Below are 24,702 nucleotides of genomic sequence, written 5' to 3'. Positions count from 1 at the left end.
GTGAAGAAGCACACCGTCATCGACAGCCCCTACGGGCCGCTCACCCTCGTCGCCGAGGACGGCGTCCTGTGCGGCCTCTACATGGCAGGGCAGCGCCACCGCCCGGCGCAGGAGACCTTCGGCGACCCCGACGGCACCCCGTTCGCCGAGGCCGGGGAGCAGCTCGCCGCCTACTTCGCCGGCGAGCTGGAGGAGTTCACCCTCGAACTCCGGCTGTCCGGGACCTCGTTCCAGCGCGGCGTCTGGGACCGGCTGACCCGCATCCCCTACGGCGAGACCCGCTCCTACGGCGAACTCGCCACCGAGCTGGGCAATCCCAAGGCCTCCCGCGCGGTCGGCCTCGCCAACGGCAGGAACCCGATCGGCATCATCGTGCCCTGCCACCGGGTCGTCGGCGCCGCGGGCGACCTCACCGGCTACGGCGGCGGCCTCGACCGCAAGCGCCGCCTGCTCGATTTCGAACGGGGGACGGCCCTGTTCTGACGCACCCGGCGCGTCCACCCGTATCCAGCGCACGGGGCAGGGGTGCGGCATCCGACGCGGCCCACGTGAGCCGGGGGACCCGCCCGGCGGAACTCGTCTTCGCCGGGCGCCCCGTGACGCTCAGTCGGACGTCTTGGTGACGCCCTTGCAGGCGTCGGTGCCGTCGGCGGTGCCGGGGACCGCGGCGGCCTTCACCGCGTTGAAGTTGGCGACGTAGGCGTCGTGGTACGCCGAGTTGTCCACCTTGAGCAGCGCCTCGTCGTTCTCCCGGAGCGAGGGGCCGGAGTAGTTGTGGCTCCCGGTCCACAGCACCTTGTTGGCCGCTCCGTCGTACATGCCGTCGATCAGCAGGTACTTGGAGTGGATGACCGAGTTGGTGGTGGCGGGGTCACCGTCCTCGTCCCAGTTGTAGCAGCGGACGGCGGGACCGCCGGAGGCGTGCAGCGCCTCCCAGGTGCCCGGCGTGCCGGTGCCCGCGGCGCTGTCGGTCTCGGCGTACACGACGTCGACGGAGCAGCCGGCCTTCTGCAGGGCCGTCAGCTTCTCGGCGACGCCCTGCCGGGTGAGCCGGAGCACGGCGACGCGGACCTTGGTCTGCTTGGCGACGCCGCCCGAGGTGTACTTGCAGGTCACGTTGTCGAGGATGTTCCAGATGGTGTCCTGGGTGTTCCCCGAGCCCGGGTAGGGGAAGAAGTACACCTTGAACGGGCTCGAAGTGGTCGAGGTGTAGGCCCAGTTCTGCCAGTCCATCGCCTTCAGCTTGGCGAAGTAGTTCGTGTACGCCGTGTACATCGGCACGTTGAACGGCAGCACGAACGCGTTGTTCCACATGCGGCTGTACGCCGAGGGGGACATGTTCGAGGAACTCTGCACCACGAGGTCGGAGGCCCCGTCGACCTGCGAGAACAGCCAGAACTTGTTGTGGTTCAGGCCGTTGCTGGGCAGCACGTCGGGATCGCCGAGGCAGGACTGCTTGGCCGGGCAGGTGCCGACGAAGGACCCCTGGGACCGGTCGGTGCCCAGCGCGGTCGTGAGGATGCCGTACGAGGCGTCCGTGGCCGACGTCGAACTCGAGTAGTCCAGCATCACCTGGACGTTGACCCCGCGGACGGTGTGCGCGTCGGCGAGGGCCTGGGCCACCTCCTCGTCCCACAGGTGGTACATCGCCACCTTGATGTCGGACCCGGGCGCCGCGGTGTCGACGAACGTCAGCAACTGCGTGCGGATCGCCTGCTGCTCGGCCACGGTGCCGGTGGGCTTGTTGAAGACCGGGCCCTCGGCAACGGCGGCGGCGGCCTCGGGCGCGGTGCCCAGCTGCAGCCCGGCGGCGAGCAGGACGGCACTGAGCACAGCGGCGATTCTGGACGCCCCGAAACGGGATGTGCGGCGCATCGAATTTCCCTCCCCAGGTGGACCGATGGCCCTGACCTGGGCGTACGTCCACTGTTGCGATCTATCGCAGGTGACGGGCACGGATCTTGTCAGAAGATCCACGATTGCGACAGTGCGCGGAACTTGACGCTCCCTTGAGCTGGACAGGACATTCCCATGACGCTTAGGGTCCGTGCCGCTGTCGCGATCGGTGCACAGCGAATACACAGCCGGGTACAGCAGCCGCCAGCGGGCGCGAGTGGCCGACGTGCGTCGGCTCTCCGAAGAAAGCTGAGCTTAAGTCTGTGAGACGATTGCGCTCGCGCGGCATGGCCGCGCTGGTCGGCAACGGGCTGATGGCCGGCCTGCTGTCCGCTCTGGTGTTCGCACCGGTGACGACGGCGGTCGCGCTGCCCAAGGGTGACGAACCGAGTGTGCGGGCCAGGGCGTTGGACGCGCCGGTTCCGCAAGCCACCGAGCCGACCCTGAAGAAGGCGCCCAAGGCGTCCTGGCCCGAGCCCGTGAAGGCCACACTGGACCTTCGGGCGGGGAGCGGGCCGGCCAAGGCGTCCGTGGTGACCGTACGGCCTGCGGCCGCGAAGGCCGCGAAGGCCGCGGCCGCCGCGAAGCCGGCGGGCCATGCCCCGGCCAAGGTCGAACTGCAGGTCCTGGACCGCAAGAAGGCCGAGGCGGCCGGCGGCCTCGGCCTCGCGGTGCGGGTGGCCCGCAAGGACGGCGGCGCCACGACGGGCGCGGTCGACGTGTCCATCGACTACTCGGGCTTCGCCCACGCTTACGGCGGTGACTTCGCGAACCGGCTGCGGATGGTCAAGCTGCCCGCCTGCGCCGCGACCACCCCCGAGGCCAAGGCGTGCCAGAAGGCCCAGTACGTCCCGGCGCACAACGACAGCGGCCGGCAGACCCTGACCGCGACGGTCCAGGCGGCTCCGCAGACCGAGCAGATGTCCGGCATGTATGCCGTGTCCGATCCGGCCGTGTACACGCTGACCTCGGGCTCCTCCTCGGACAAGGGCGACTACCGCGCGAGCACCCTGTCGCCCACCGGCAAGTGGGACGTCTCGCTCGGCTCCGGCGCCTTCACCCACTCGGTGCCGATCGAGATACCCGACCCCCCGATGGGCCAGGCTCCCGACGTCTCCCTCAACTACAACTCCCAGGCCATCGACGGCCGTACGTCGGCCTCGAACAACCAGGCCTCCTGGGTCGGCATGGGCTGGGACCTCGACGTCGGCTACATCGAGCGCCGCTACAAGAACTGCACCCAGGACGGCCACCCGACCTTCGGCGACCTGTGCTGGGACTCCCCGAACTCCGGTGCCGACCCCAACGGCGCCAACTACGTCATCAACCTCGGCGGCACCACCTCGGAGCTGATCCAGGACAACACCGGCACCGGCTCCTTCCACCTGAAGGACGACGAGGGCTGGCGGGTCCAGAAGCTCAACGGCGGCTACGGCAGCGACAACACCGACGAGTTCTGGGTCATCACCCACCAGGACGGCACGCGCTACTACTTCGGCTGGGGCCGCACCGAGCGCCTCAACTCCCAGAGCGAGCACGAGAAGACGAACTCCGTCCTGACCGTGCCCGTGGTCGGTGACGACGAGGGCGAGCCGTGCCATGCCTCGTACCCGAACCCGTGCAAGCAGGCCTACCGGTGGAACCTCGACCGTGTGGTGACGCCGAACGAGGTGGAGAACTCCTACTTCTACAAGAAGGAGACGAACTTCTACCGGTCGGTGGCGGCGGCGGACAAGGCCCGCTCGTACGACTCCGCCTCCTACCTCGAGCGCATCGACTACGGCTGGTCCTCCCAGATCCCGGGCGCACAGCTGCCCGGGCAGGTCGACTTCCAGCACGTCAACCGGTGCGTCGAGCGGATGAGCGAGCAGGACCCGCTGGACAACGTCACCCCGGACTGCCCGACGATCGACGCCAAGCCGTCGTCGTACCCGGACGTGCCCGTCGACCTGATCTGCGACGGCCCGGAGGACGGGGAGAGCTGCACGGGCAAGACGTACTTCCCCACGTTCTTCCAGCGCGGCATGCTGTGGGACATCCTGGTCAAGGTTCGCGACACCAACGCCGCCGCCTGGGACACCGTGCGGCAGTACCAGATGAAGTACGCGCTGATGGACCCGTCCGGAGCGGTCGGCGACCAGCTGTGGCTCGACTACATCCAGCGCCGCGGCTACGCGGGCGACGACATCACCCTGCCGACGCTGAACTTCAACGGTGAGTGGCAGGACAACGAGGTCGGCGACGGCGAACTGAACTTCCGCCGCGTGAACAAGGTGTTCACCGACACCGGCGCGGTGATCAGCGCCACCTACGGGCACGCCACGGACGACGGCGGCGCGATCGACCGCCAGTGCGACGCGAACAACCTGCCGTCCCAGTCGGACAACCACTACGAGTGCTTCTGGCAGAAGTGGACCCCCGAGGGTTCGCAGACCGAGAAGTCCGGCTGGTTCAAGAAGTTCGTCGTGACCAAGATGGTCGTCGACCCGGGCGACCTGGCCGACGGCGACCCCTCGATGACCACGACCTACGAGTACGACGGTGCTCCGGGGTGGCGCTTCACGGCCGACCCGATCGGCAAGGACGAGGACGAGTCCTGGTCGGAGTGGCGTGGTTACGGCAAGGTGCTGGTCACCACGGGCGCCGGCAGCAACAAGCACTCCACGTACTACTGGCTGTACCGGGGCCTCGACGGGGACCGGACGTCCAAGACGGACCCGGCGCAGACCCGGACGGTGAAGATCGCCGACTCTGACGGCAAGGAGTGGACGGACTCGCCGTGGCTCGCGGGCAGGACGCTGGAGACGTCCAGCCGCGACCACGAGGACAAGGCGCAGTCCCGGCAGTGGCACGAGTACTGGACGCACAACACCGCCCAGTACACGGGCCTTCCGGACGCGCGGTTCGTCCGCGAGGACCGGACCCGGAGCCTGGAGAAGCTGGCGACGTCCTCCGACGACCCGGCCACCTGGCGTGAGCACATCGTCGAGAACGAGTACGACGACAACGAGGCGGCCTCGACCACGTACGGCCTGCCGATGCGGATCGACGACTGGGGTGCGACAGGCGTCTCCGACAACACCTGCACCGAGTACGGCCGCACCTACAACACCGACACCCTCGACGGGACCGGCACCAAGCGCTGGATGGTGTACCAGGACGACGAACGGCACTACAGCGTCTCCTGCACCACCCAGGCGGAGGACCAGGCGGCCGGGCAGGACACCCTGCACCAGGACAAGCGGACCGTCACGTTCTACGACCACGCGGCCTCGTTCACCGAGAACGACACGAACCTGACCGACGGCAACGCCACGGAGGTGCGCGTCTACACCGACGCCGCCACCTACCGTGCCGCGAAGAGCGACTACGACGACGCCGGGCGCCGGATCAAGGCGTGGGACGGCAAGAACAACCTGACCACGACGGCCTACAACCCGCCGACGTCCTGGCCGCTCGACGGCATCACCACGACGACACCGGACCCGGACGGCAGCACCGGCCCGGGCACGGCGATGACGAACTCGGAGTACGACTCCCGGTTCTTCGGCCGCCCCTGGAAGACCGTGGACGCCAACGGCAACATCACCCATGTCGTCTACGACGCCGTGGGCCGTCTCGCCCAGGTCTTCAAGCCGACCGAGTCCGCGAACTACCCCGACGGCAACCCGTCGATGAAGTTCGCCTACGACGTCCCGGTCGCCGCCTCCGAGACGGGCGTGCCCGACGTGGCCACCGGCGCCGACATGAGGACCACCACCGAGACCCTCCAGAAGGGCGCGACCTACGCAAAGTCGGTCGTCTACAGCGACGGGCTCGGCCGGGAGCGCGAGAAGCAGGAGCCGTCGGCCACGGGCACGGGCCGCACCGTGACCGTGACCCGCTACGACTCCTCGGGCAACGTGGCCGGCACCTCGGCGCCGTTCTACAACTCCGGGGCGACCGGCTCGGGCCCGGTGAACGCGGCCGTCGCCGACCTGCCGTCGTACACCGACGCGGAGGTCGACTGGGCCGGACGCACCACGCTGAGCCAGATCCAGGTCAACGGTGTGGTCCAGCCGGTCAACAAGACCGTCACCCGCTACGGCGGCGCCGACCTGACCACGGTCTTCCCGCCCACCGGCGGCCCTGTCGACACCTACACGGACGTCTACGGCCGGACCGAGAAGGTGGTCGAGCACATCGGCGCCGAGTCGTACACCACCTCGTACGAGTACACGCGCAGCGGCAAGCTGAAGTACATCCACGACTCGCGCGGCAACACCACCCACTACACCTACAACTGGGCGGGCGACCGGCTCACCACCGAGGACCCCGACGCCGGCGCGAGTTCGACGACGTACGACGCCAACGGCCAGGTGCTGACCACCAAGGACGCCAACAACACCGTCCTCACGTACGAGTACGACAACCTGATGCGGTCCACGAAGACCAAGCAGGGCACCACCGTGCTCACCAGCCGGACATACGACTCCGCCACCGGCGGCAAGGGCCTGCCGGCCGCGTCCACCACCTACTCCGGCGGCCAGGCCTACACCGCCAAGGTCAACACCTACGACGCCGGCGGACGCCCGACGTCGAAGACGGTCACCGTGCCGGACGACGGCGCGGGTCTCGCGGGCTCGTACACCTTCGGGTACGGCTACGACTCCGTCGACCACGTCACCTCGGTGAACTACCCGGCGATCGGCGGGCTGCCCCAGGAGACCGTCACCACGGACTACACCACACAGGGCAGGCTCTCCAAGGTCTCCAGCGCCCTGACCACCTATCTGTCCGGGACCGGCTATGACGGCCTGGGTCGGCTCACCTCGCGTGGCTTCGGCACCACGGGCACGGGTACGTCCCTCACCCGGACCTTCGCCTACGACGACGCCAACGGCACCGGCTGGCTGAAGAACATCGTCACCACCACCGTGAAGGACGGCACCGGCACCAAGGTCCAGGACGACACCTACACCCGTGACGGTGCCGGCGCGGTCACCGCACTGCGTGCCTCGGTCGACAACCAGCAGGAGTGCTACCGCTACGACGACCTGAACCGGCTCACGGACGCCTGGACCACCGCGGCGACGACCTGCGGCAGCACACCGCAGTCCGACTTCGCGGGACCAGCGCCGTACCAGACGAAGTACGCCTACGACCGGATGGGCAACATCCAGGCCGTCGTCGACACCACCCAGAGCGGATCGGTGCAGAAGGACTACGCCTACGCCGGTTACAGCGCCGACGAGTCCACCTACACCCCGGACCAGCCGCACCCGCACGCCGTCGCCTCGGTGACCTCGCCCTCAGGCACGGACACCTACGGCTACGACGCCGCGGGCCAGCTGAAGAGCCGTACCCTCGGCGGGGTCGCCTCCACCCTCGACTGGACCCCGGAGCGCCGGCTGGCCTCCATCATCCAGAAGAAGACCGGCGGCGACGAGACCACCCGGTACGTCTACGACGCGGACGGCGACGTCCTGCTGCGCACCTCGAAGCAGGAGAACGTCCTCTACCTGGACGGCCACGAGCTGCACAAATCGGGCACCGCGGCGGCCAAGGCGAGCCGCTACTACAGCGCGGGTGACGCCAGTCTCGCCATGCGCACCGCGGACGGCTCCGCAAACGGCGTGCTCACCTGGCTGCTCGGCGACGGGCAGGCCTCCACCCAGCTCGCCGTGAGCGTGGCCGGGGTGGTCACCCGGCGCCGGTACACGCCGTTCGGTGCGCAGCGTGGGGCCACCGGCCTGGCCGGCGGCAGCGACCGCGGTTTCCTCGGCAAGGCCGAGGACGACTCGACGGGCTTCTCGCTGCTGGGCGCGCGTGTCTACGATCCCCAGCTGGGGCGGTTCCTGTCCACGGACCCGATGCAGTCGCCGTACGAACCGCAGAAGCTCAGCTCCTACAGCTACTCCGCGAACGATCCCGTCAACTACAGCGACCCCACCGGCCTCGACCGGGCCTGCCGCTGCGGACACCGTCCGCCGCTGGTGGTGAACGGCAAGCCGAGCGGCCAGCACACGAGCGGCGGCATCCCCAACACCCCGCGCGGTCCGGCGACGGCCCCCGCACCCGGGTGCGACCAGGCCTGCCAGAACGCGCTCAACGCCCTCGTGAACACGCAGAAGGGACTGAACAAGAGGCTGGCCGTCGAGCTGCGCAACTACGTGTACGTCCTCGGCGGCAACATGAAGCCGTGCATCGAGGGAGCCGAAGTCAGCTCCGGTGTCGCCGCCGGCTGCGCCGACCTGCAGGGCCAGACCTCGGACGTCGTCTGGCAGGACGTGCTGCAGCGGTGGCTCGACGGCAAGGGCGGCGCCCTCACCTTCGGTGCGGGGGCCAAGATCACACAGCAGCTGGCGACCGGCCCGCACAACCGGGAACTGCTGAAGTACCTGACCAGGTCCGTCGACGCGGACTGGGACCTGCCGCCGTCCATGCTCGGTGGTGACGCTTCGTATAGTGACCCCAAGACCAACATCTTCAAGGACCTTTGGGGGATGAAGACGGACGGTCAGGGGGGCACGGGGACACCCGACGCCTTCCTCGGGTCCTACAACGAGGTCTTCCAGGTGGTGAACATCAACAAGAAGAAGCGGGAGTTCACCGTAGCTGTCGCGGCCTTCAACAACACGGGCACCAAGTCCCTGTTCCACCTGCCGGACTGGACGGGAATCGGCATGGAGCGCGGCCAGGGCCACCAGATGGCGAGCGTGCACCAGACGTACTACTACACGATGACCATCCGTGAATAAGGAGAACCGAGACAAGTGAAGGCGACATCCCTGCCGAGCCGGGCGGTCCGGCGCATACCGGACCGCCACCTGCGAGCGGTGGCCCTGCTGGTCCTGCTGGCCGGAATGCTCAGCGGGATGTCGCACCTGCTGCCCGCCCAGGTCGGCGTGTCCGACCTGGTGCGGGACGCCGGACGCGACGGATCACCCGTCGTGCACGTCCGGCAGACGGATCTCCTGGAGGTCCGGGCGAGCTGGTCGACCGGCTTCCTCGGCGACAAGGAGGTCACCCACCGCTTCAGCGAACTCCCGCTCAGCCCCGGCGGCGTCCGGATCTTCGAGGAAACGGTGCGGCGCGAGGCCCGCGCCCAGGGGAAGACCGTCACCTTCGCCGAGGACGACCCGCTGTCGGAACTGGGCGGCCTGTCGGCCTTCGTCCCCGTCCTCTACTGGCGCTTCATCCCGCAGGACTGGCTGCGCTGGACCGTACTCGCCTGCGGCCTGGCCGTACTCGCCGCCATCGCGTTCCGTGACAGACCCCGGGCCAACCCGGGGCACTGGTACCTCTCGACCCTCCTCACGGGCGCCGGATTCCTGACGTACCTGTGGTGCGAACCGCGACCGCTGTGGTCGCGGACCGCCGAAGACCCCCGCCCGCTGGGCGGTGGCCGGGTGACCGCCTACACCCTGCTCACGAGCGCGGCCGTCGCGCTGACGATCTGGGGCCTGGCGGCGACGCGCGCGTAAGGGCGAGGCCGCGAGAACCCCGACGGGCACCGCGCACCCCTCAGTCGCCCTGGGCGCCCAGGGCGCGCAGAAGTTCGGGCAGTGCGGTGCCGATGGGCTCGCGGATCACCTCTTGGGCCAGCTCGTCGTACGGTGTCGGCTCTGCGTTGACGATGATCAGCCGCGCCCCGTGGTCGGCGGCGACGCCCGCGAGGCCGGCCGCGGGCTGGACCTGGAGGCTGGTGCCGACGGCGATGAAGATCTGGCAGGCCTTGGTGACGGCGACCGCCTCGCCGAGGACGACCGGGTCGAGCCGTTCGCCGAACATCACGGTCGCCGACTTGAGGATGCCGCCGCACTTCAGGCACGGCGGATCGTCCTCACCGGCCTCGACGCGGGCGAGGGCGTCCTCCATCGGCCCCCGGGCATGGCACCGGCTGCACACCACGCTCCGTGCGGTGCCGTGCAGCTCCAGCACCTTGCGGCCGGGCATCCCGGCGAGCTGGTGCAGCCCGTCCACGTTCTGCGTGATCACCCTGACCGGCACCCCGGAGCGCTCCAGCCCGGCGACGGCCCGGTGCGCGGCGTTCGGCTCGGCGTCGCGCGCCCCGCTCGCGCGCCGCATCAGCCACGACCGCCGCCGGATCTCCGGATCGGCCATGTAGTACTCGTACGTCACGAGCTTCTCGGCCTCCGGGTCCCGCCGCCACAGCCCGTTGGGGCCGCGGTAGTCGGGAATGCCGGAGTCGGTGGAGATGCCGGCCCCGCTCAGCAGGGCGACGAGGGGCTTGGTCATGTGGCCGAGGGTAGGACGGCGGTCGCGGGCACCGCGAGCGGATATCTCCGGGTACGGCCCCCGCGACGGGCGCCGGCTGTTAGCGTCCCGGCATGGCCAAGGTGACTGTCTCGCTCGACGCCCAGCTCGTCGTCGAGGTCATGGTGCTCGCGGGGGTCGGCAACCCGCAGGACGCCGTGGAACTCGTGGTCCGTGACTACATCCAGCGCGGGCACCGCACCGAGGCGCGCGTCGCCGAGCGCGAGGAGGCGCTGCGCGACGTGGACGCCAGGCCCCCGGACCCGGAGGGCTGAACCCTCAGGCGACCCGGTGGCCGTTCTCCAGCTCCGCCGTGCCCGCGCCCTCCGCCAGGACGTCCAGCGCGGCCAGTACCCGGCGGCCGAGGGCACCGGGCAGGTGGCCGGGGAGGTCCTCGCGGGGCACCAGGCGCCAGGACAGGAGTTCCTCCTCCTGCAGCCGGATGGCGTCGAACTCGGCCCCGGTGAGGACTCCGCCGTCGTACAGGTACGCCACCAGCGGCGGCCGTGCCGTGCCGTGCACCCAGTCCACCGCCAGCAGCCGGCCGAGCTCCCGGTCCAGGCCGATCTCCTCGAGCGTCTCGCGGCGGGCGCCCTGGCGTGGGGTCTCCCCGTCGTCGGACTCGACGGTCCCGCCCGGAAGGGCCCACCCCTCGCGGTAGTTGGGCTCGACGAGCAGCACCCGCCCCTCGGGGTCCCGGAAGAGCGCGGCGGCCGCGGCGAGGACCCGCGGCAGGCTCGCGATGTACGCGGCGAAGGTGTCCGTGCTGGTCATCCAGGAAGGGTAACCGGATACCGGACGGCTAAAGCCCGGCTGTCGCCAGGCGCACGGTGCGTTCGGCCAGCGCACTGATCCGTACCCCGTCGAAGCCGAAGACGGCGCTGCGCACGGTGTCCCGCAGCGGCTCGGTCCACTGCGCCGGGATCGCGGCCGCGCCGGTCATCACCCCGGCCACCGAACCGGCCGTCGCGCCGTTGGAGTCGGTGTCCAGGCCGCCGCGGACGGTGAGGGCGATGGTCCGGGTGAAGTCGCCGTCGCCGTACAGCAGCCCGGCGGTCAGGACGGCCGCGTTGGGGACGGTGTGGATCCAGCCGAGCCCGGCGGTCTCCTCGGACACCGTGTCCAGGGTCTCCGCCCAGGACAGCCGGGCCCCGTGCAGGGACATCACCCGGCGCACGGTACGGGCCAGCCTGCTGCTCGCCGGGATCACGGCCAGCGCGCTCTCCAGCGCGTCGCCCACGTCCGGCGCGGTGAACGCCGCGGAGATCAGCGCGGCCGCCCACATCGCCCCGTAGACGCCGTTGCCGGTGTGGGACAGCACCGCGTCCCGGCGGGCCAGCGAGGCCGCGCGGCGCGGGTCGCCCGGGCAGGTCCAGCCGTACACGTCGGCCCGGATCAGGGCGCCGATCCACTCCTGGTACGGGTTGTCGTACGTCGCCGTCAGCGGCGGCTTCAGACCGTTCGCGAGGTTGCGGTACGCGGCCCGTTCCGCGGTGAAGGTCTGCAGGTACGGCAGCCCGAGCAGCCACAGGTCGCCGACCTGTTCGGTGCTGAAGCCGAAACCGTGGGTCTCCAGCAGGTGCAGGCCGAGGATCGCGTAGTCGACGTCGTCGTCCCGGCAGCTTCCCCGCACGCGGCCGCGCACGCACCGGCGCCACTCGGGCCGCAGCAGGGCGGCGTCGGCCGGGTCGGCGGGCTCGGGCAGGTAGTCGGTGAGCGGCAGCGCCGCCGCCCGGCGCAGATAGCGGTCGATGCGCTCGCGTGTCCACACCTCGCCCTGCTCGACCGGCTTGCCGAGCATGTTGCCCGCGATCCGGCCGAGCCAGCCGCCGTGGACGCGGTCGGCGAGGTCCGGCCCGTTGTCGAGGTCACCCATGGCTGGTGCCTACCCGCTTTCCCCGGCCGCCTCCCAGCCGTTTCCCACGGTTCGGGCAGGGCATGGCGGCGCGGACGCCCTGCGGTTAGGGTCACAGCGGCGCGACTGGCCCCGACATGCGCGGGGCCCGGAGAGCAAGGGGAATGCAAGGTGGCGGACGCTGCAGTGAACGGGACCCGTCGGGTGCTCATCGCCGCGGACAAGTTCAAGGGCTCGCTGACGGCCGTGCGGGTCGCCGAGCGGATCACGGCCGGGCTGCGCCGGGTCGTGCCCGATCTGGAGGTCGAGGCGCTGCCGGTGGCCGACGGCGGCGACGGCACGGTGGACGCGGCGGTCGCGGCCGGCTTCGAACGCCGTGAGGTCCGGGTGGCCGGGCCGCTCGGACAGGAGGTCACGGCCGCGTACGCGCTGCGCGACGGCACCGCGGTCGTGGAGATGGCCGAGGCGAGCGGGCTGCAGCGGCTGCCGGCCGGGGTGTTCGCGCCGGTGACCGCGTCGACGTACGGCTCCGGTGAACTGCTGCGCGCCGCGCTGGACGCGGGCGCGCGGACGATCGTGTTCGGCGTCGGCGGCAGCGCCACGACGGACGGCGGCGCCGGGATGCTGTCGGCGCTGGGCGCCCGGTTCCTGGACGCGGACGGGGAGCCGGTGCCGCCGGGCGGCGGCGGTCTCGCCGCGCTGGCGCGGGCCGACCTGACCGGCCTCGACCCACGCCTCGACTCGGTGGATCTGGTCCTCGCCAGCGACGTCGACAACCCCCTGACCGGCCCGAAGGGCGCGCCCGCGGTGTACGGCCCGCAGAAGGGCGCCACCCCGGACGACGTGACCGCCCTGGACGCCGCGCTCGCGCACTTCGCCGAGGTGCTGGAGACCGCCGTGGGCCCGCGTGCCGCCGATTTCGCGGCGGCGCCGGGCGCGGGTGCGGCCGGCGGCATCGGCTACGGCGCCCTCCTGCTGGGCGCCCGGTTCCGCCCCGGGATCGAGGTCATGCTGGACGTGCTGGGCTTCGCCCCGGCGCTGGCGCGCGCCTCGCTGGTGATCACCGGTGAGGGTTCGCTGGACGAGCAGACCCTGCACGGCAAGGCTCCGGCGGGGGTCGCCGCCGCGGCCCGGGCGGGCGGCAAGGAGGTCGTCGCGGTGTGCGGGCGGCTCGCCCTGCCCGAGGAGGCGCTGCGGCGGGCCGGGATCGGCCGGGCGTACCCGCTGACGTCCGTCGAGCCGGACGTCGCGAAGTGCATCGCGGACGCGGGGCCGATCCTGGAGCGGGTCGCGGAGCGGATCGCGCGGGACCTGCTGGGCTGAGGCCGGGGCGGGAAGCCGCCTTCAGCGCCTCGGCGCTGCCCGGAAGTTCCTGATCGGCCGACGGGAACCGGGCAGCTCCCGCACGCGAAACGGGTGTGGCCCGAGTCCTCAGGACTCGGGCCACACCCGTCGGTGCCGGCGAGGGCGCTAGGGCAGCTGGGCCGCCCGCGACTCGCGGCGGTTGTCGCGGAAGTTGTTCACCCGGCGGGCCGTGGCGAACAGCGGGATCACCGCGCCCATGACGAGCTGCAGCGCGCAGCCGGTCTGCAGGAGCAGCTGTCCGCTCGGGGCGTCGAAGGCCCAGGCGGCCAGGAGGCCCATCGACAGGACGATCCAGGAGAGCATCGCCCCGGCGAGGCGGCCGCGCGGCTTCGGGTACTCGACGCGGCTCACCATCAGCCACGCGGTGCCCAGGATCGCCAGCAGGGTGGCCACGAAGGGCAGCTCCAGCAGGACGATCGAGACGACCGTCAGCGCGCCGAACGGCGAGGGCATGCCCTGGAACGTGCCGTCCTTCACCGTCACGCAGCTGAACCGCGCCAGCCTGAGCACCACCGCGAGGAGCACCACGATCGCCCCCAGCGCCGCCACTCTCTGGTGCGCGTCGTCCGCGACCATGCCGTAGACGAGGACGAAGTACGCGGGCGCCAGGCCGAAGCTGATCAGGTCCGAGAGGTTGTCCAGCTCCGCGCCCATCGGCGACGAGCGCAGCTTCCGCGCGACCAGGCCGTCGAACAGGTCGAAGACCGCCGCGCAGAGCATCAGGATGACCGCCGTGGCCGCGCTGTGGCGGGCCATGCCGGACTCCTGGCTGCCGGTGAGGTGCGGGATCAGGATGCCGGTGGTGGTGAAGTACACCGCCATGAACCCGCACGTGGCGTTGCCCAGCGTCAGGGTGTCCGCTATCGACAGGCGGAGAGAAAGAGGCATCTCCTCCTCGTCGTCCACGTCGTCGGCCTCGGGCACCCAGCCCGCCTGGGTCTCCGGATCAATCACGGTCAATGCGAGTCACCCCAGCCACGGTCTTCTGTCCGACCTCGACCGCGACCTCCACGCCCTCGGGCAGGTAGAGGTCGACACGCGAGCCGAAGCGGATCAGACCGATGCGGTCGCCCTGCTCGACCTTCGTGCCCTCGGGGATGTACGGCACGATGCGGCGGGCCACCGCGCCGGCGATCTGGATCATCTCGATGTCGCCGAGTTCGGTGTCGAAATGCCAGACTACGCGCTCGTTGTTCTCGCTCTCCTTGTTGAACGCGGGAACGAAGCCGCCGGAGATGTGCTCGACCGACGTCACGGTGCCGGCGAGCGGCGCGCGGTTCACGTGCACGTTGAGCGGGCTCATGAAGATCGCGACGCGGGTGCGGCCGTCCTTCCACGGCATGATGCTCTGCACCACGCCGTCGGCGGGCGAGATGACCCGGCCGGGGGCGATCTCGCGCTCGGGGTCGCGGAAGAACCACAGCATGCCCGCCGCGAGAGCGGTGGCGGGCACGGCGACGGCCTTGGCCGCGCCCGAGCGGCGGGCGCGGGCCAGGCTGAGGGCTGCGGTGGCGACGGTCGGAAGAAGCCACGGCGATGCTCCGCGCGCGAGGCGTGCGCCTACCAGGCTGTCGCGGTGTGCAGAGGTTTGGCTGTGGGGCATGGATGACCTTCGTAGCGGATGATGCCGCGCTCTGACGGGGGACGGCGGCTTTCCCGGGATCGTACCGGTCGCAGGTCACAACTGGGCAAGCCAGGAAGCCGAGTCGGCGGCTGAGGGGTATCGACGGGGTGTGATCTTCTTCTCGAAGAAAACACCCCGTTTCCGGACAATCAGCCCTGGAATCGATACTCTTCGAGCAGCCTGCGCCCGATGATCATTTTCTGGATCTCGGCGGTACCTTCACCGATGAGCAGCATCGGTGCCTCCCGGTAGAGGCGCTCGATCTCGTACTCCTTGGAGAAGCCGTAGCCGCCGTGGATCCGGAAGGCATCCTCCACGACCTCCTTGCAGTACTCGGAGGCGAGGTACTTCGCCATCCCAGCCTCGAGGTCGTTTCGCTCCCCGGAGTCCTTTTTGCGTGCCGCGTTGACCATCATGGCATGCGCGGCCTCGACCTTGGTAGCCATCTCGGCCAGCTTGAACTGGATGGCCTGGTGCTGGGCGATGGCCTTGCCGAAGGTGTGCCGCTGCTGGGCGTACTGAACGCCCAGCTCGAAGGCGCGCTGCGCGACGCCGCAGCCGCGGGCCGCCACGTTGACGCGGCCGACCTCCACTCCGTCCATCATTTGGTAAAAACCTCGGCCGGTGACCCCGCCGAGCACCCGATCGGCCGGAACCCGCAGGCCGTCCATGATCAGCTCGGTGGTGTCGACGCCCTTGTAACCCATCTTGTCGATCTTGCCCGGAATGGTCAGGCCGGGGCGGACCTCACCGAAGCCGGGCTCCTTCTCGACCAGGAAGGTCGTCATCGACTTGTGCGGGGCCGTGCCCTCGGGGTGACCTTCGTCACTTCGGACCAGAACGGCGACGAGGGACGACGTTCCGCCGTTCGTCAGCCACATCTTCTGGCCGTTCAGGACGTACTCGTCGCCGTCCTTCACCGCCTTGGACGTGATCGCCGACACGTCGGAGCCGAGCCCCGGCTCCGACATGGAGAAGGCGCCGCGGATGTCGCCGGCCGCCATGCGGGGCAGGAAGTGGTCCTTCTGCTCCTGCGTGCCGTGCTGCTTGAGCATGTACGCGACGATGAAGTGGGTGTTGATGATGCCGGACACCGACATCCAGCCGCGGGCGATCTCCTCCACGCACAGCGCGTACGTCAGGAGCGACTCGCCCAGACCCCCGTACTCCTCGGGGATCATCAGACCGAACAGGCCGAGTTCCTTCAGGCCGTCCACGATCGCTTGCGGGTACTCGTCGCGGTGCTCCAGCCCGGTCGCGACCGGAATGATCTCCTTGTCCACGAAGTCGCGGACGGTGGACAGGATCTCCTGCTGGACGTCGGTCAGACCGGCGGTCTGGGCGAGGCGCGCCATGGTTACTTCTCCGTCTTTTCCGAAGGGGCGTTCAGCTCCGGGCGGCCGGGCTGCTCGCCGCCGCGCTCCTTGATGTACGTCTCGGTGGGCACCATGACCTTGCGGCGGAAGACGCACACCAGGGTGCCGTCCTGCTTGTAGCCCTTGGTCTCGACGTAGACGATGCCGCGGTCGTTCTTCGACTTCGACGGCCACTTGTCCAGCACGGTCGTCTGGCCGTAGATCGTGTCGCCGTGGAAGGTCGGCGCCACGTGCTTGAGCGACTCGATCTCCAGGTTGGCGATCGCCTTGCCGGAGATGTCCGGCACGGACATGCCGAGCAGCAGCGAGTAGATGTAGTTGCCCACCACGACGTTCTTGCCGAAGTCCGTCGTCTTCTCCGCATAGTTGGTGTCCATGTGGAGCGGGTGGTGGTTCATGGTGAGGAGACAGAACAGGTGGTCGTCGTACTCCGTGACCGTCTTGCCCGGCCAGTGCTTGTACGTCGCCCCGACCTCGAACTCCTCGTAGGTGCGTCCGAACTGCATCGCGCTCAGGCCTCCGGGATCTCGAACTTGCTGGTGCGCTGCATGCCGGCGGCACGGCCCTTGCCGGAGACGACCAGGGCCATCTTGCGGCTGGCCTCGTCGATCATCTCGTCGCCGAGCATCGCGGAGCCCTTCTTGCCGCCCGCCTCGGACGTGTAGTACTCGTACGCGTCCAGGATCAGCTCGGCGTGGTCGTAGTCCTCCTGCGAGGGCGAGAAGATCTCGTTGGACGCCTCGACCTGGCCCGGGTGCAGTACCCACTTGCCGTCGAAACCGAGCGCCGCGGCGCGCTGGGCGACCGCGCGGTAGCCCTCCATGTTGCGGATCTGGAGGTAGGGGCCGTCGATCGCCTGGAGGTTGTTGGCGCGGGCGGCCATCAGGATCTTCATCAGGATGTAGTGGTAGGCGTCCGCCGGGTAGCCGGGCGGCTGCTCGCCCACGACCAGGGACTTCATGTTGATGGAGGCCATGAAGTCGGCCGGGCCGAAGATGATCGTCTCGACGCGCGGGGAGGCCTGCGCGATCTCGTTGACGTTGTTCAGACCCTGGGCGTTCTCGATCTGCGCCTCGATGCCGATCTTGCCGACCTCGAAGCCCATCGTCTTCTCGATCTGGGTCAGCAGCAGGTCCAGCGCCACGACCTGCTGGGCGCTCTGCACCTTCGGCAGCATGATGCAGTCGAGGTTCTGGCCGGCGCCCTCGACGACCGTGACGACGTCCCGGTACGTCCATTCGGTCGTCCAGTCGTTCACCCGCACGACGCGCGTCTTGCCGGTCCAGTCGCCCTCGTTGAGGAACTTGACGATGGTGTGCCGCGCCTCGGGCTTGGCGAGCGGCGCGCACGCGTCCTCCAGGTCCAGGAAGACCTGGTCGGCGGGGAGGCCCTGGGCCTTCTCCAGGAAGCGCGGGTTGCTTCCCGGTACCGCCAGGCAGGAGCGGCGGGGGCGAAGGCGGTTGACTGTCGTCATGCGGGGACCTCCAGGGGGTCGAGCTTGTTCGCTTTCCGGATCTCGTCGGCTATGCGGCCGATGATCCCGGTGATGTCGAAGTCCTTCGGGGTGAACACCGCGGCCACACCGGCGGCCCGGAGCTCATCGGCGTCACCGTTCGGGATGATGCCACCTGCGATCACCGGTATATCTGTGGCACCGGCCACACGCAGGCGCTCCAGCACGTCCGGCACGAGCTGCGCGTGCGAGCCGGACAGGATCGACAGGCCCACGGCGTGGACGTCCTCGGCCAGGGCGGCGTCCACGATCTGCTCGGGGGTGAGCCGGATGCCCTGGTAGACCACCTCGAAGCCGGCGTCGCGCGCGCGGACGGCGATCTGCTCGGCGCCGTTGGAGTGACCGTCGAGGCCGGGCTTGCCCACCAGGAAGCGCAGTTTGCCGACGCCCAGATCGCGGGCGGTGGCGTCCACCTTGGCGCGGACCCCGGCCATGGCCGAGCCGGCCTCGGCGGTGACGGCCACCGGTGCGGAGGACACTCCGGTCGGCGCCCGGAACTCGCCGAACACCTCACGCAGGGCGCCCGCCCACTCGCCGGTCGTGACCCCGGCGCGGGCACACTCCAGCGTGGCCTCCATCAGGTTGCCGGTGCCCTTGGCGGCCTCCTTCAGCCGGTCCAGGGCCTTGCAGGGGCGCGGGTGGTTGAAGGGCGGCTGGTAGCGGGTGTCCCGCCAGTTCTCCAGCGAGGCGACGACGCGGGCCTCGACCGCCGGGTCGACCGTCATGATCGCGGTGTCCAGGTCGGCCGTGAGCGGGTTCGGCTCGGTCGTCTCGAAGATGTTGACGCCGACGATCTTCTCCTGGCCGGACTCGATCCGCGCCCGCCGCTCGGCGTGCGAGGAGACGAGCTGCGCCTTGAGGTAGCCGGACTCGACGGCGGCCATCGCGCCGCCCATCTCCTGGATCCGGTCCATCTCGGTGAGGGACTCCTCCACCAGGGCGTTCACCTTCGCCTCGATGACGTGCGAGCCCTCGAAGATGTCCTCGTACTCCAGCAGGTCGCTCTCGTGGGCGAGCACCTGCTGGATGCGCAGGCTCCACTGCTGGTCCCACGGCCGGGGCAGACCCAGGGCCTCGTTCCAGGCGGGGAGCTGCACGGCACGCGCGCGGGCGTCCTTGGAGAGGGTGACCGCCAGCATCTCGAGCACGATCCGCTGGACGTTGTTCTCCGGCTGCGCCTCGGTCAGGCCGAGCGAGTTGACCTGGACGCCGTAGCGGAAGCGGCGCTGCTTGGGGTTCTCGATGCCGTACCGCTCGCGGGTGACCTTGTCCCAGATGCGGTTGAACGCCCGCATCTTGCACATCTCCTCGACGAAGCGGACGCCCGCGTTGACGAAGAAGGAGATGCGGGCCACCACGTCGCCCATGCGCTCCTGCGGCACCTGGCCGGAGTCGCGCACGGCGTCGAGCACGGCGATCGCGGTGGACATCGCGTACGCGATCTCCTGCACCGGCGTGGCCCCGGCCTCCTGCAGGTGGTAGCTGCAGATGTTGATCGGGTTCCACTTCGGGATGTGGGAGACCGTGTACGCGATCATGTCCGTCGTCAGGCGGAGCGAGGGCCCCGGCGGGAAGACGTGCGTCCCGCGGGACAGGTACTCCTTGACGATGTCGTTCTGGGTCGTGCCCTGGAGCTTGGTGATGTCCGCGCCCTGCTCCTCGGCGACGACCTGGTAGAGCGCCAGCAGCCACATGGCGGTGGCGTTGATCGTCATCGAGGTGTTCATCTGCTCCAGGGGGATGTCCTGGAACAGCCGGCGCATGTCACCGAGGTGCGAGACGGGCACGCCCACCCGGCCGACCTCGCCGCGGGCGAGGATGTGGTCGGGGTCGTAGCCGGTCTGGGTCGGCAGGTCGAACGCCACCGACAGACCGGTCTGGCCCTTGGCGAGGTTGCGCCGGTACAGCTCGTTGGACGCCTCCGCCGTGGAGTGACCGGCGTACGTGCGCATGAGCCACGGCCGGTCCTTCTCCCTCCGCGATCCGGAGGGCTGACGCTCAGTCATCTATGACCTCCGGGTGCTCAGATGTTCCGGAAGCGGTTGATGGCGTCGATGTGCTCGGCGCGCATCTCCTCGTCGCGCACGCCCAGGCCCTCCTCGGGGGCGAGGCACAGCACGCCGACCTTGCCCTGGTGCAGGTTGCGGTGCACGTCGTAGGCCGCCTGGCCGGTGTCCTCCAGGGAGTACACCTTCGACAGGGTGGGGTGGATCTTGCCCTTGGCGATGAGGCGGTTGGCCTCCCACGCCTCGCGGTAGTTCGCGAAGTGCGAGCCGATGATCCGCTTCAGCGACATCCACAGGTACCGGTTGTCGTACTCGTGCATGTAGCCCGAGGTCGAGGCGCAGGTGGTGATGGTGCCGCCCTTGCGGGTGACGAACACGGAGGCGCCGAAGGTCTCGCGGCCGGGGTGCTCGAAGACGATGTCGATGTCCTCGCCGCCGGTCAGCTCACGGATGCGCTTGCCGAAGCGCTTCCACTCCTTCGGGTCCTGGGTGTTCTCGTCCTTCCAGAACTTGTACCCCTCGGCGTTGCGGTCGATGATCGACTCGGCGCCCATGGAGCGGCAGATGTCCGCCTTCTGCTCGCTGGAGACGACGCAGATCGGGTTGGCGCCGCCGGCGAGGGCGAACTGGGTGGCGTAGGAGCCGAGGCCGCCGCTCGCGCCCCAGATGAGGACGTTGTCGCCCTGCTTCATGCCGGCGCCGTTGCGGGAGACCAGCTGGCGGTAGGCGGTGGAGTTCACCAGGCCCGGGGCCGCGGCCTCCTCCCAGCTCAGGTGGCCCGGCTTCGGCATCAGCTGGTTGGACTTCACCAGCGCGATCTCGGCGAGGCCGCCGAAGTTGGTCTCGAAGCCCCAGATGCGCTGCTCGGGGTCGAGCATCGTGTCGTTGTGGCCGTCCGAGGACTCCAGCTCGACGGACAGGCAGTGGGCCACGACCTCGTCACCGGGCTTCCAGGCGTTGACGCCCGGGCCGGTGCGCAGGACGACGCCGGCGAGGTCGGAACCGATGATGTGGTACGGCAGGTCGTGGCGCTTGGCCAGCTCGTTGGTGCGGCCGTAGCGCTCCAGGAACCCGAAGGTGGACAGCGGCTCGAAGATCGAGGTCCACACCGAGTTGTAGTTGACCGAGGAGGCCATCACGGCCACCAGGGCCTCGCCCGGACCCAGTTCGGGCAGCGGCACGTCGTCCAGGTGGATCGACTTGCGCGGGTCCTTGTCGCGGGTCTGCAGGCCCGCGAACATCTCCGTCTCGTCCTTGTGGACGGTGATCGCGCGGTACGACTCGGGGAGCGGCATGGCGGCGAAGTCGGCGGACGTGGCGTCCTTCGACTGGATCGCGTCCAGGATGTCCTTCACGGTCACGGTGTTGCCTCCGGCGGTGAGCGCCCTGAGGGAGGGGCGCTGGGGGATCGTCGGTGCTGCTGGGAGTGCTGCTGAGGGTTTTGAGGGTGTGCCGTCGGTTCGGCGGGGGTGGTGCTTCGGCAGCGCTTTGTGGCGCGGGAGGTTGCCTGTGACGCAGGCGTCCGGGCGCGCAGGCCGTCCGGCTTGCGGGGACAGCCGGCGCACGAATGGTCTCTGCGCGCCGGCCGCCCGGACTCCCTTCAACGTATGACACCGCGTGTCAGGTCGCAAGGCACTGAGTGCCAGAAGCTGCTCTCAGATGAAATCTTTACGCAACAAATGAGCGATGATCGATCGAACGGGCTCTGAAATCTCTCCGAAAAGAGCCCCTGACATGCCAAAACGGCCACCCCGAAGGGTGGCCGTACTCACAGGGCACGCGGTGCCTCAGCGCTCCTTGAGCGCCTCCTCGATGGTGCGCATGACCTCGTCGAGCGGGGCGTCGGTGCGGGCGACCGTCACCAGGACCTCGCCGCGCGCGGAGACCGTCGCCGGCGCCATGGTCGTCGCCGGTCCGGGGGCCGGGCCGCGTCCGGCGCCGATGCCGGTGCCGAAGGTCTTGCGGACGATGGCGAAGGCGTGGTCGAGCTGTGCCTCCACGTCGCCCTGGCCGTCGGCCCGCAGCCAGCGCCTGAGGACGTGGTTGTGGGCGGTGACGACGGCGGAGGCGGCGACCTCGGCGAGCAGCGGGTCGTCGTTGGCGTCGTCGGCGTGCGCGTGCTCGTCGAAGTGGCCGAGCAGATAACGGGTGAACAGGCGCTCGTAACGGGCCACCGAGGCGATCTCGGCCTCGCGCAGGGTGGGCACCTCGCGCGTGAGCTTGTAGCGGGCGACCGAGATCTCCGGCCGGGCCGCGTACATCCTCATGACCTCCTTGATGCCGCGGCACACCGTGTCGAGCGGATGCTCGTGCGCGGGGGCGGCGTTGAGGACCGCCTCGGCGCGGATCAGGGTGTCGTCGTGGTCCGGGAAGATCGCCTCTTCCTTGGAGCGGAAGTGGCGGAAGAACGTGCGGCGCGCGACCCCGGCCGCGGCCGCGATCTCGTCGACGGTGGTCGCCTCGTACCCCTTGGTCGCGAACAGCTCCATCGCTGCGGCCGCCAGTTCTCGGCGCATTTTCAGCCGCTGGGCGGCGGCGCGACTGCCTGCGGCACTTTCCGGCGCGTCGGGCGTGGCTGGTGTACGTGAGGACTTGGCGGGCTGGGGCATGACCCGAACGTACTGCATGTGCGCGGCAGAATGCGCAGGTCCGGGGGATCCCCCGCCCGCGAGGGGCGGGGGAGTTCCCGCTGGGCCGAGCAGTCCGCCCCAGTCCGTCTCCGTGCGGGACCAGTCGCCGACGCCGTCAGCGGCGGGCATACTCGCGGAAGCCGCGGCCGGTCTTGCGGCCGAGGCAGCCCGCGGCCACCAGGTGCTCCAGCAGCGGCGCCGGGGCCAGGCCCGGGTCGCGGAACTCGCGGTGCAGCACCTTCTCGATCGCCAGCGAGACGTCCAGGCCGACCACGTCCAGCAGCTCGAACGGGCCCATGGGGTAGCCGCCGCCGAGCCTCATCGCCGCGTCGATGTCGTCCAGCGTCGCGTAGTGCTCCTGGACCATCTTGATCGCGTTGTTGAGGTACGGGAACAGCAGCGCGTTCACGATGAAGCCGGCCCGGTCGCCGCAGTCCACGGCGTGCTTCCTGATCCGCCCGCAGACCTCGCGGACGGTGGCGTGCACGTCGTCGGCCGTCAGGACCGTGCGCACGACCTCCACCAGCTTCATCGCCGGGGCCGGGTTGAAGAAGTGCATGCCGATCACGTCCTGCGGGCGCGAGGTGGCACGGGCGCAGGCGACGACGGGCAGCGAGGAGGTGGTGGTGGCCAGCACCGCGCCCGGCTTGCAGACCTTGTCCAGCGCCGCGAAGAGCTGCCGCTTGACCTCCAGGTCCTCGGCCACCGCCTCGACCGCCAGGTCGACGTCGGCGAAGGCGTCGTAGGAGCCCGCCGGGGTGATCCGGCCCAGGGTCTCGGCGGCCGCCTCGGCGGTCATCCGCCCCTTGTCGACAGAACGCGAAAGCGACTTGCCGATACGGGCCTTGGCCGTCAGCGCCTTCTCCTCGCTGCGGGCGGCGAGGACGACCTCGTAGCCGGCCTTGGCGAAGACCTCGGCGATGCCGGAGGCCATGGTGCCCGAGCCCGCGACACCGACGGACCGGACCGGACGCCCCTGGGCCCCGTCGGCGCCGGCGGCCGGCGTCAGCGGGTCCGGCACGACCGTCGCGCTGCCCGGCGCCTCGTAGGTGTAGAAGCCGCGCCCGGACTTGCGGCCGGTCAGGCCCGCCTCGCTGAGCTGCTTGAGGATCGGGGCGGGGGCGTGCAGCCGGTCGCGGGACTCGGCGTACATGGCGTCCAGGACGGTGCGCGCGGTGTCGATGCCGATCAGGTCCAGCAGGGCCAGCGGGCCCATGGGCAGGCCGCAGCCGAGCCGCATCGCGGCGTCGATGTCCTCGCGGGAGGCGTACTTCGCCTCGTACATGGCGGCGGCCTGGTTGAGGTAGCCGAACAGCAGCCCGTCCGCGACGAACCCGGGGCGGTCGCCGACCGCGACCGGCTCCTTGCCCAGCTCGATCGCGAGATCCGTGACCGCGGCGACCGCGGCCGGCGCGGTCAGCACCGAGGAGACGACCTCGACCAGCTTCATCGCCGGGGCCGGGTTGAAGAAGTGCAGGCCCATCACCCGCTCGGGGCGCGCGGAGTCCGCGGCGAGACGGGTCACGGACAGCGCGTTGGTGCCGGTCGCCAGGATGGTCTCCGGACGCACGATGCCGTCCAGCTCACGGAAGATCTGGTGCTTGATCTCGTACGACTCCGGGACCACCTCGATGACCAGGTCGGCGTCGGCCGCCGCGCGCAGGTCGGTGGAGAGGCGGACCCGGGCCAGGACGCCGGCGCGGTCCTGCTCGGTCAGCCGGCCGCGCTCGACGGCGCGGGCGGTGGCGGCCTCCAGGGCGGCGAGCGCCCGTGCGGTCTGGGCCTCGGCGACGTCGATGCCGATCACCTCGCGGCCCGCCTTGGCGAGGACCTCGGTGATGCCGGTGCCCATGGTGCCGAGGCCGACGACGGCGATCGTCTTGAGCGGGGACAGAGGGGTGTCGGACAGGGGAGTGGCCATCGCGGGACTCCAGGAATGAGGGTGACGACTGGGAACGCGCCGGGTGCGCCCGAAGGCGCACACCGGGGCGGAGAGGAGTGCGGGTGTTGCCGGGCTGCTGGCGCACACGCCCGGTGCCGGTACCGCGGGCGTGCACACGCCCGGGAACGGCGGAATCCGACCGGCTCTGTCCCGAAGCCGGGTCGTACTGCGGTACCGAGGTACCGAACCGACCGGCGCACGACGGCTGCGTCACCAAACCGTCGTGAGCGAACTGC

18 protein-coding genes are annotated in these 24,702 nt (G+C 70.1%); 5 read left to right on the top strand and 13 right to left on the bottom strand.

Annotated elements, in window-relative coordinates; translation table 11 throughout:
* Nucleotides 1-483, top strand: a complete 483-nt coding sequence (locus tag ABZ478_RS07600) for a methylated-DNA--[protein]-cysteine S-methyltransferase (protein ID WP_359546235.1) — start codon at nucleotides 1-3, stop codon at nucleotides 481-483.
* A gap of 120 nt (nucleotides 484-603) precedes the next feature.
* Here ABZ478_RS07600 and ABZ478_RS07595 read toward each other — a convergent pair whose 3' ends face one another.
* Nucleotides 604-1,833: a phospholipase D-like domain-containing protein gene (locus ABZ478_RS07595; protein ID WP_359546233.1), complete on the bottom strand. Its 1,230-nt coding sequence runs from the start codon at nucleotides 1,831-1,833 to the stop codon at nucleotides 604-606.
* 326 nt (nucleotides 1,834-2,159) lie between these two features.
* Between ABZ478_RS07595 and ABZ478_RS07590 the strand changes: the two genes are divergently transcribed.
* Together ABZ478_RS07590 and ABZ478_RS07585 are read left to right on the top strand one after the other, a co-directional pair.
* Complete coding sequence (locus ABZ478_RS07590; protein WP_359546231.1) at nucleotides 2,160-8,636, top strand: RHS repeat-associated core domain-containing protein; 6,477 nt, start codon at nucleotides 2,160-2,162, stop codon at nucleotides 8,634-8,636.
* Nucleotides 8,637-8,651: 15 nt separating this feature from the next.
* Nucleotides 8,652-9,362, top strand: a complete 711-nt coding sequence (locus ABZ478_RS07585) for a hypothetical protein (RefSeq protein ID WP_359546229.1) — start codon at nucleotides 8,652-8,654, stop codon at nucleotides 9,360-9,362.
* Nucleotides 9,363-9,402: 40 nt separating this feature from the next.
* Here the strand turns inward: ABZ478_RS07585 and ABZ478_RS07580 are convergent, their stop codons facing one another.
* The gene (locus ABZ478_RS07580; protein WP_359546227.1) at nucleotides 9,403-10,137 is read right to left on the bottom strand and encodes a Sir2 family NAD-dependent protein deacetylase; all 735 of its coding nucleotides are present in this window, start codon (nucleotides 10,135-10,137) and stop codon (nucleotides 9,403-9,405) included.
* Nucleotides 10,138-10,229: 92 nt separating this feature from the next.
* On the opposite strand from ABZ478_RS07580, the gene ABZ478_RS07575 reads away from it, so the two are divergent.
* Nucleotides 10,230-10,430, top strand: coding sequence for a DUF2191 domain-containing protein (locus ABZ478_RS07575; RefSeq protein ID WP_359546225.1), 201 nt, complete (start codon nucleotides 10,230-10,232; stop codon nucleotides 10,428-10,430).
* Between the two features lie 4 nt (nucleotides 10,431-10,434).
* On the opposite strand, the gene ABZ478_RS07570 is transcribed toward ABZ478_RS07575, so the two are convergent.
* Complete coding sequence (locus tag ABZ478_RS07570) at nucleotides 10,435-10,929, bottom strand: NUDIX hydrolase (RefSeq protein WP_359546223.1); 495 nt, start codon at nucleotides 10,927-10,929, stop codon at nucleotides 10,435-10,437.
* A gap of 28 nt (nucleotides 10,930-10,957) precedes the next feature.
* The gene (locus ABZ478_RS07565; protein ID WP_359546222.1) at nucleotides 10,958-12,031 is read right to left on the bottom strand and encodes an ADP-ribosylglycohydrolase family protein; all 1,074 of its coding nucleotides are present in this window, start codon (nucleotides 12,029-12,031) and stop codon (nucleotides 10,958-10,960) included.
* Between the two features lie 165 nt (nucleotides 12,032-12,196).
* Here ABZ478_RS07565 and ABZ478_RS07560 point away from each other — a divergent pair, with 165 nt between their 5' ends.
* On the top strand, nucleotides 12,197-13,333 hold the full coding sequence (locus ABZ478_RS07560) for a glycerate kinase (RefSeq protein WP_359546220.1): 1,137 nt from the start codon (nucleotides 12,197-12,199) through the stop codon (nucleotides 13,331-13,333).
* Between the two features lie 147 nt (nucleotides 13,334-13,480).
* Here ABZ478_RS07560 and pssA read toward each other — a convergent pair whose 3' ends face one another.
* From pssA to ABZ478_RS07515, 9 genes are all read right to left on the bottom strand, one after another.
* A complete protein-coding gene (gene pssA / locus ABZ478_RS07555) occupies nucleotides 13,481-14,299 on the bottom strand; it encodes a CDP-diacylglycerol--serine O-phosphatidyltransferase (RefSeq protein WP_250400422.1) in 819 nt (272 codons plus the stop codon).
* Nucleotides 14,300-14,321: 22 nt separating this feature from the next.
* Nucleotides 14,322-14,978: a phosphatidylserine decarboxylase gene (locus ABZ478_RS07550; protein WP_359546218.1), complete on the bottom strand. Its 657-nt coding sequence runs from the start codon at nucleotides 14,976-14,978 to the stop codon at nucleotides 14,322-14,324.
* 170 nt (nucleotides 14,979-15,148) lie between these two features.
* Complete coding sequence (locus tag ABZ478_RS07545; RefSeq protein ID WP_359546216.1) at nucleotides 15,149-16,354, bottom strand: acyl-CoA dehydrogenase family protein; 1,206 nt, start codon at nucleotides 16,352-16,354, stop codon at nucleotides 15,149-15,151.
* A gap of 2 nt (nucleotides 16,355-16,356) precedes the next feature.
* Nucleotides 16,357-16,881: a MaoC family dehydratase gene (locus ABZ478_RS07540; protein WP_020943167.1), complete on the bottom strand. Its 525-nt coding sequence runs from the start codon at nucleotides 16,879-16,881 to the stop codon at nucleotides 16,357-16,359.
* 5 nt (nucleotides 16,882-16,886) lie between these two features.
* Nucleotides 16,887-17,849, bottom strand: coding sequence for a CoA ester lyase (locus ABZ478_RS07535; protein WP_359546214.1), 963 nt, complete (start codon nucleotides 17,847-17,849; stop codon nucleotides 16,887-16,889).
* The gene (locus tag ABZ478_RS07530; protein WP_359546212.1) at nucleotides 17,846-19,894 is read right to left on the bottom strand and encodes a protein meaA; all 2,049 of its coding nucleotides are present in this window, start codon (nucleotides 19,892-19,894) and stop codon (nucleotides 17,846-17,848) included. Before ABZ478_RS07530 ends, ABZ478_RS07535 begins: the two co-directional genes overlap by 4 nt.
* 17 nt (nucleotides 19,895-19,911) lie before the next feature.
* Nucleotides 19,912-21,249, bottom strand: a complete 1,338-nt coding sequence (gene ccrA / locus ABZ478_RS07525) for a crotonyl-CoA carboxylase/reductase (protein ID WP_358928083.1) — start codon at nucleotides 21,247-21,249, stop codon at nucleotides 19,912-19,914.
* Between the two features lie 432 nt (nucleotides 21,250-21,681).
* A complete protein-coding gene (locus ABZ478_RS07520) occupies nucleotides 21,682-22,503 on the bottom strand; it encodes a TetR family transcriptional regulator (protein WP_359546210.1) in 822 nt (273 codons plus the stop codon).
* A gap of 136 nt (nucleotides 22,504-22,639) precedes the next feature.
* Nucleotides 22,640-24,445, bottom strand: a complete 1,806-nt coding sequence (locus ABZ478_RS07515) for a 3-hydroxybutyryl-CoA dehydrogenase (protein WP_359546208.1) — start codon at nucleotides 24,443-24,445, stop codon at nucleotides 22,640-22,642.
* Nucleotides 24,446-24,702: the final 257 nt, after the last annotated feature.

This window comes from Streptomyces sp. NPDC005706, from assembly GCF_040631045.1.
In the GTDB taxonomy this organism is placed as follows: Bacteria; Actinomycetota; Actinomycetes; order Streptomycetales; family Streptomycetaceae; genus Streptomyces.
This window is presented reverse-complemented; position numbering and strand designations above follow the sequence as displayed.

Coding starts and splice junctions, on each gene's coding strand:
- ABZ478_RS07530 (WP_359546212.1), bottom strand. CDS start 19,894: ATGACTGAGCGTCAGCCCTCCGGATCGCGGAGGGAGAAGGACCGGCCG.
- ABZ478_RS07580 (WP_359546227.1), bottom strand. CDS start 10,137: ATGACCAAGCCCCTCGTCGCCCTGCTGAGCGGGGCCGGCATCTCCACC.
- ABZ478_RS07575 (WP_359546225.1), top strand. CDS start 10,230: ATGGCCAAGGTGACTGTCTCGCTCGACGCCCAGCTCGTCGTCGAGGTC.
- ABZ478_RS07520 (WP_359546210.1), bottom strand. CDS start 22,503: ATGCCCCAGCCCGCCAAGTCCTCACGTACACCAGCCACGCCCGACGCG.
- ABZ478_RS07545 (WP_359546216.1), bottom strand. CDS start 16,354: ATGGCGCGCCTCGCCCAGACCGCCGGTCTGACCGACGTCCAGCAGGAG.
- ABZ478_RS07565 (WP_359546222.1), bottom strand. CDS start 12,031: ATGGGTGACCTCGACAACGGGCCGGACCTCGCCGACCGCGTCCACGGC.
- ABZ478_RS07535 (WP_359546214.1), bottom strand. CDS start 17,849: ATGACGACAGTCAACCGCCTTCGCCCCCGCCGCTCCTGCCTGGCGGTA.
- ABZ478_RS07515 (WP_359546208.1), bottom strand. CDS start 24,445: ATGGCCACTCCCCTGTCCGACACCCCTCTGTCCCCGCTCAAGACGATC.
- ABZ478_RS07540 (WP_020943167.1), bottom strand. CDS start 16,881: ATGCAGTTCGGACGCACCTACGAGGAGTTCGAGGTCGGGGCGACGTAC.
- ABZ478_RS07550 (WP_359546218.1), bottom strand. CDS start 14,978: ATGCCCCACAGCCAAACCTCTGCACACCGCGACAGCCTGGTAGGCGCA.
- ABZ478_RS07570 (WP_359546223.1), bottom strand. CDS start 10,929: ATGACCAGCACGGACACCTTCGCCGCGTACATCGCGAGCCTGCCGCGG.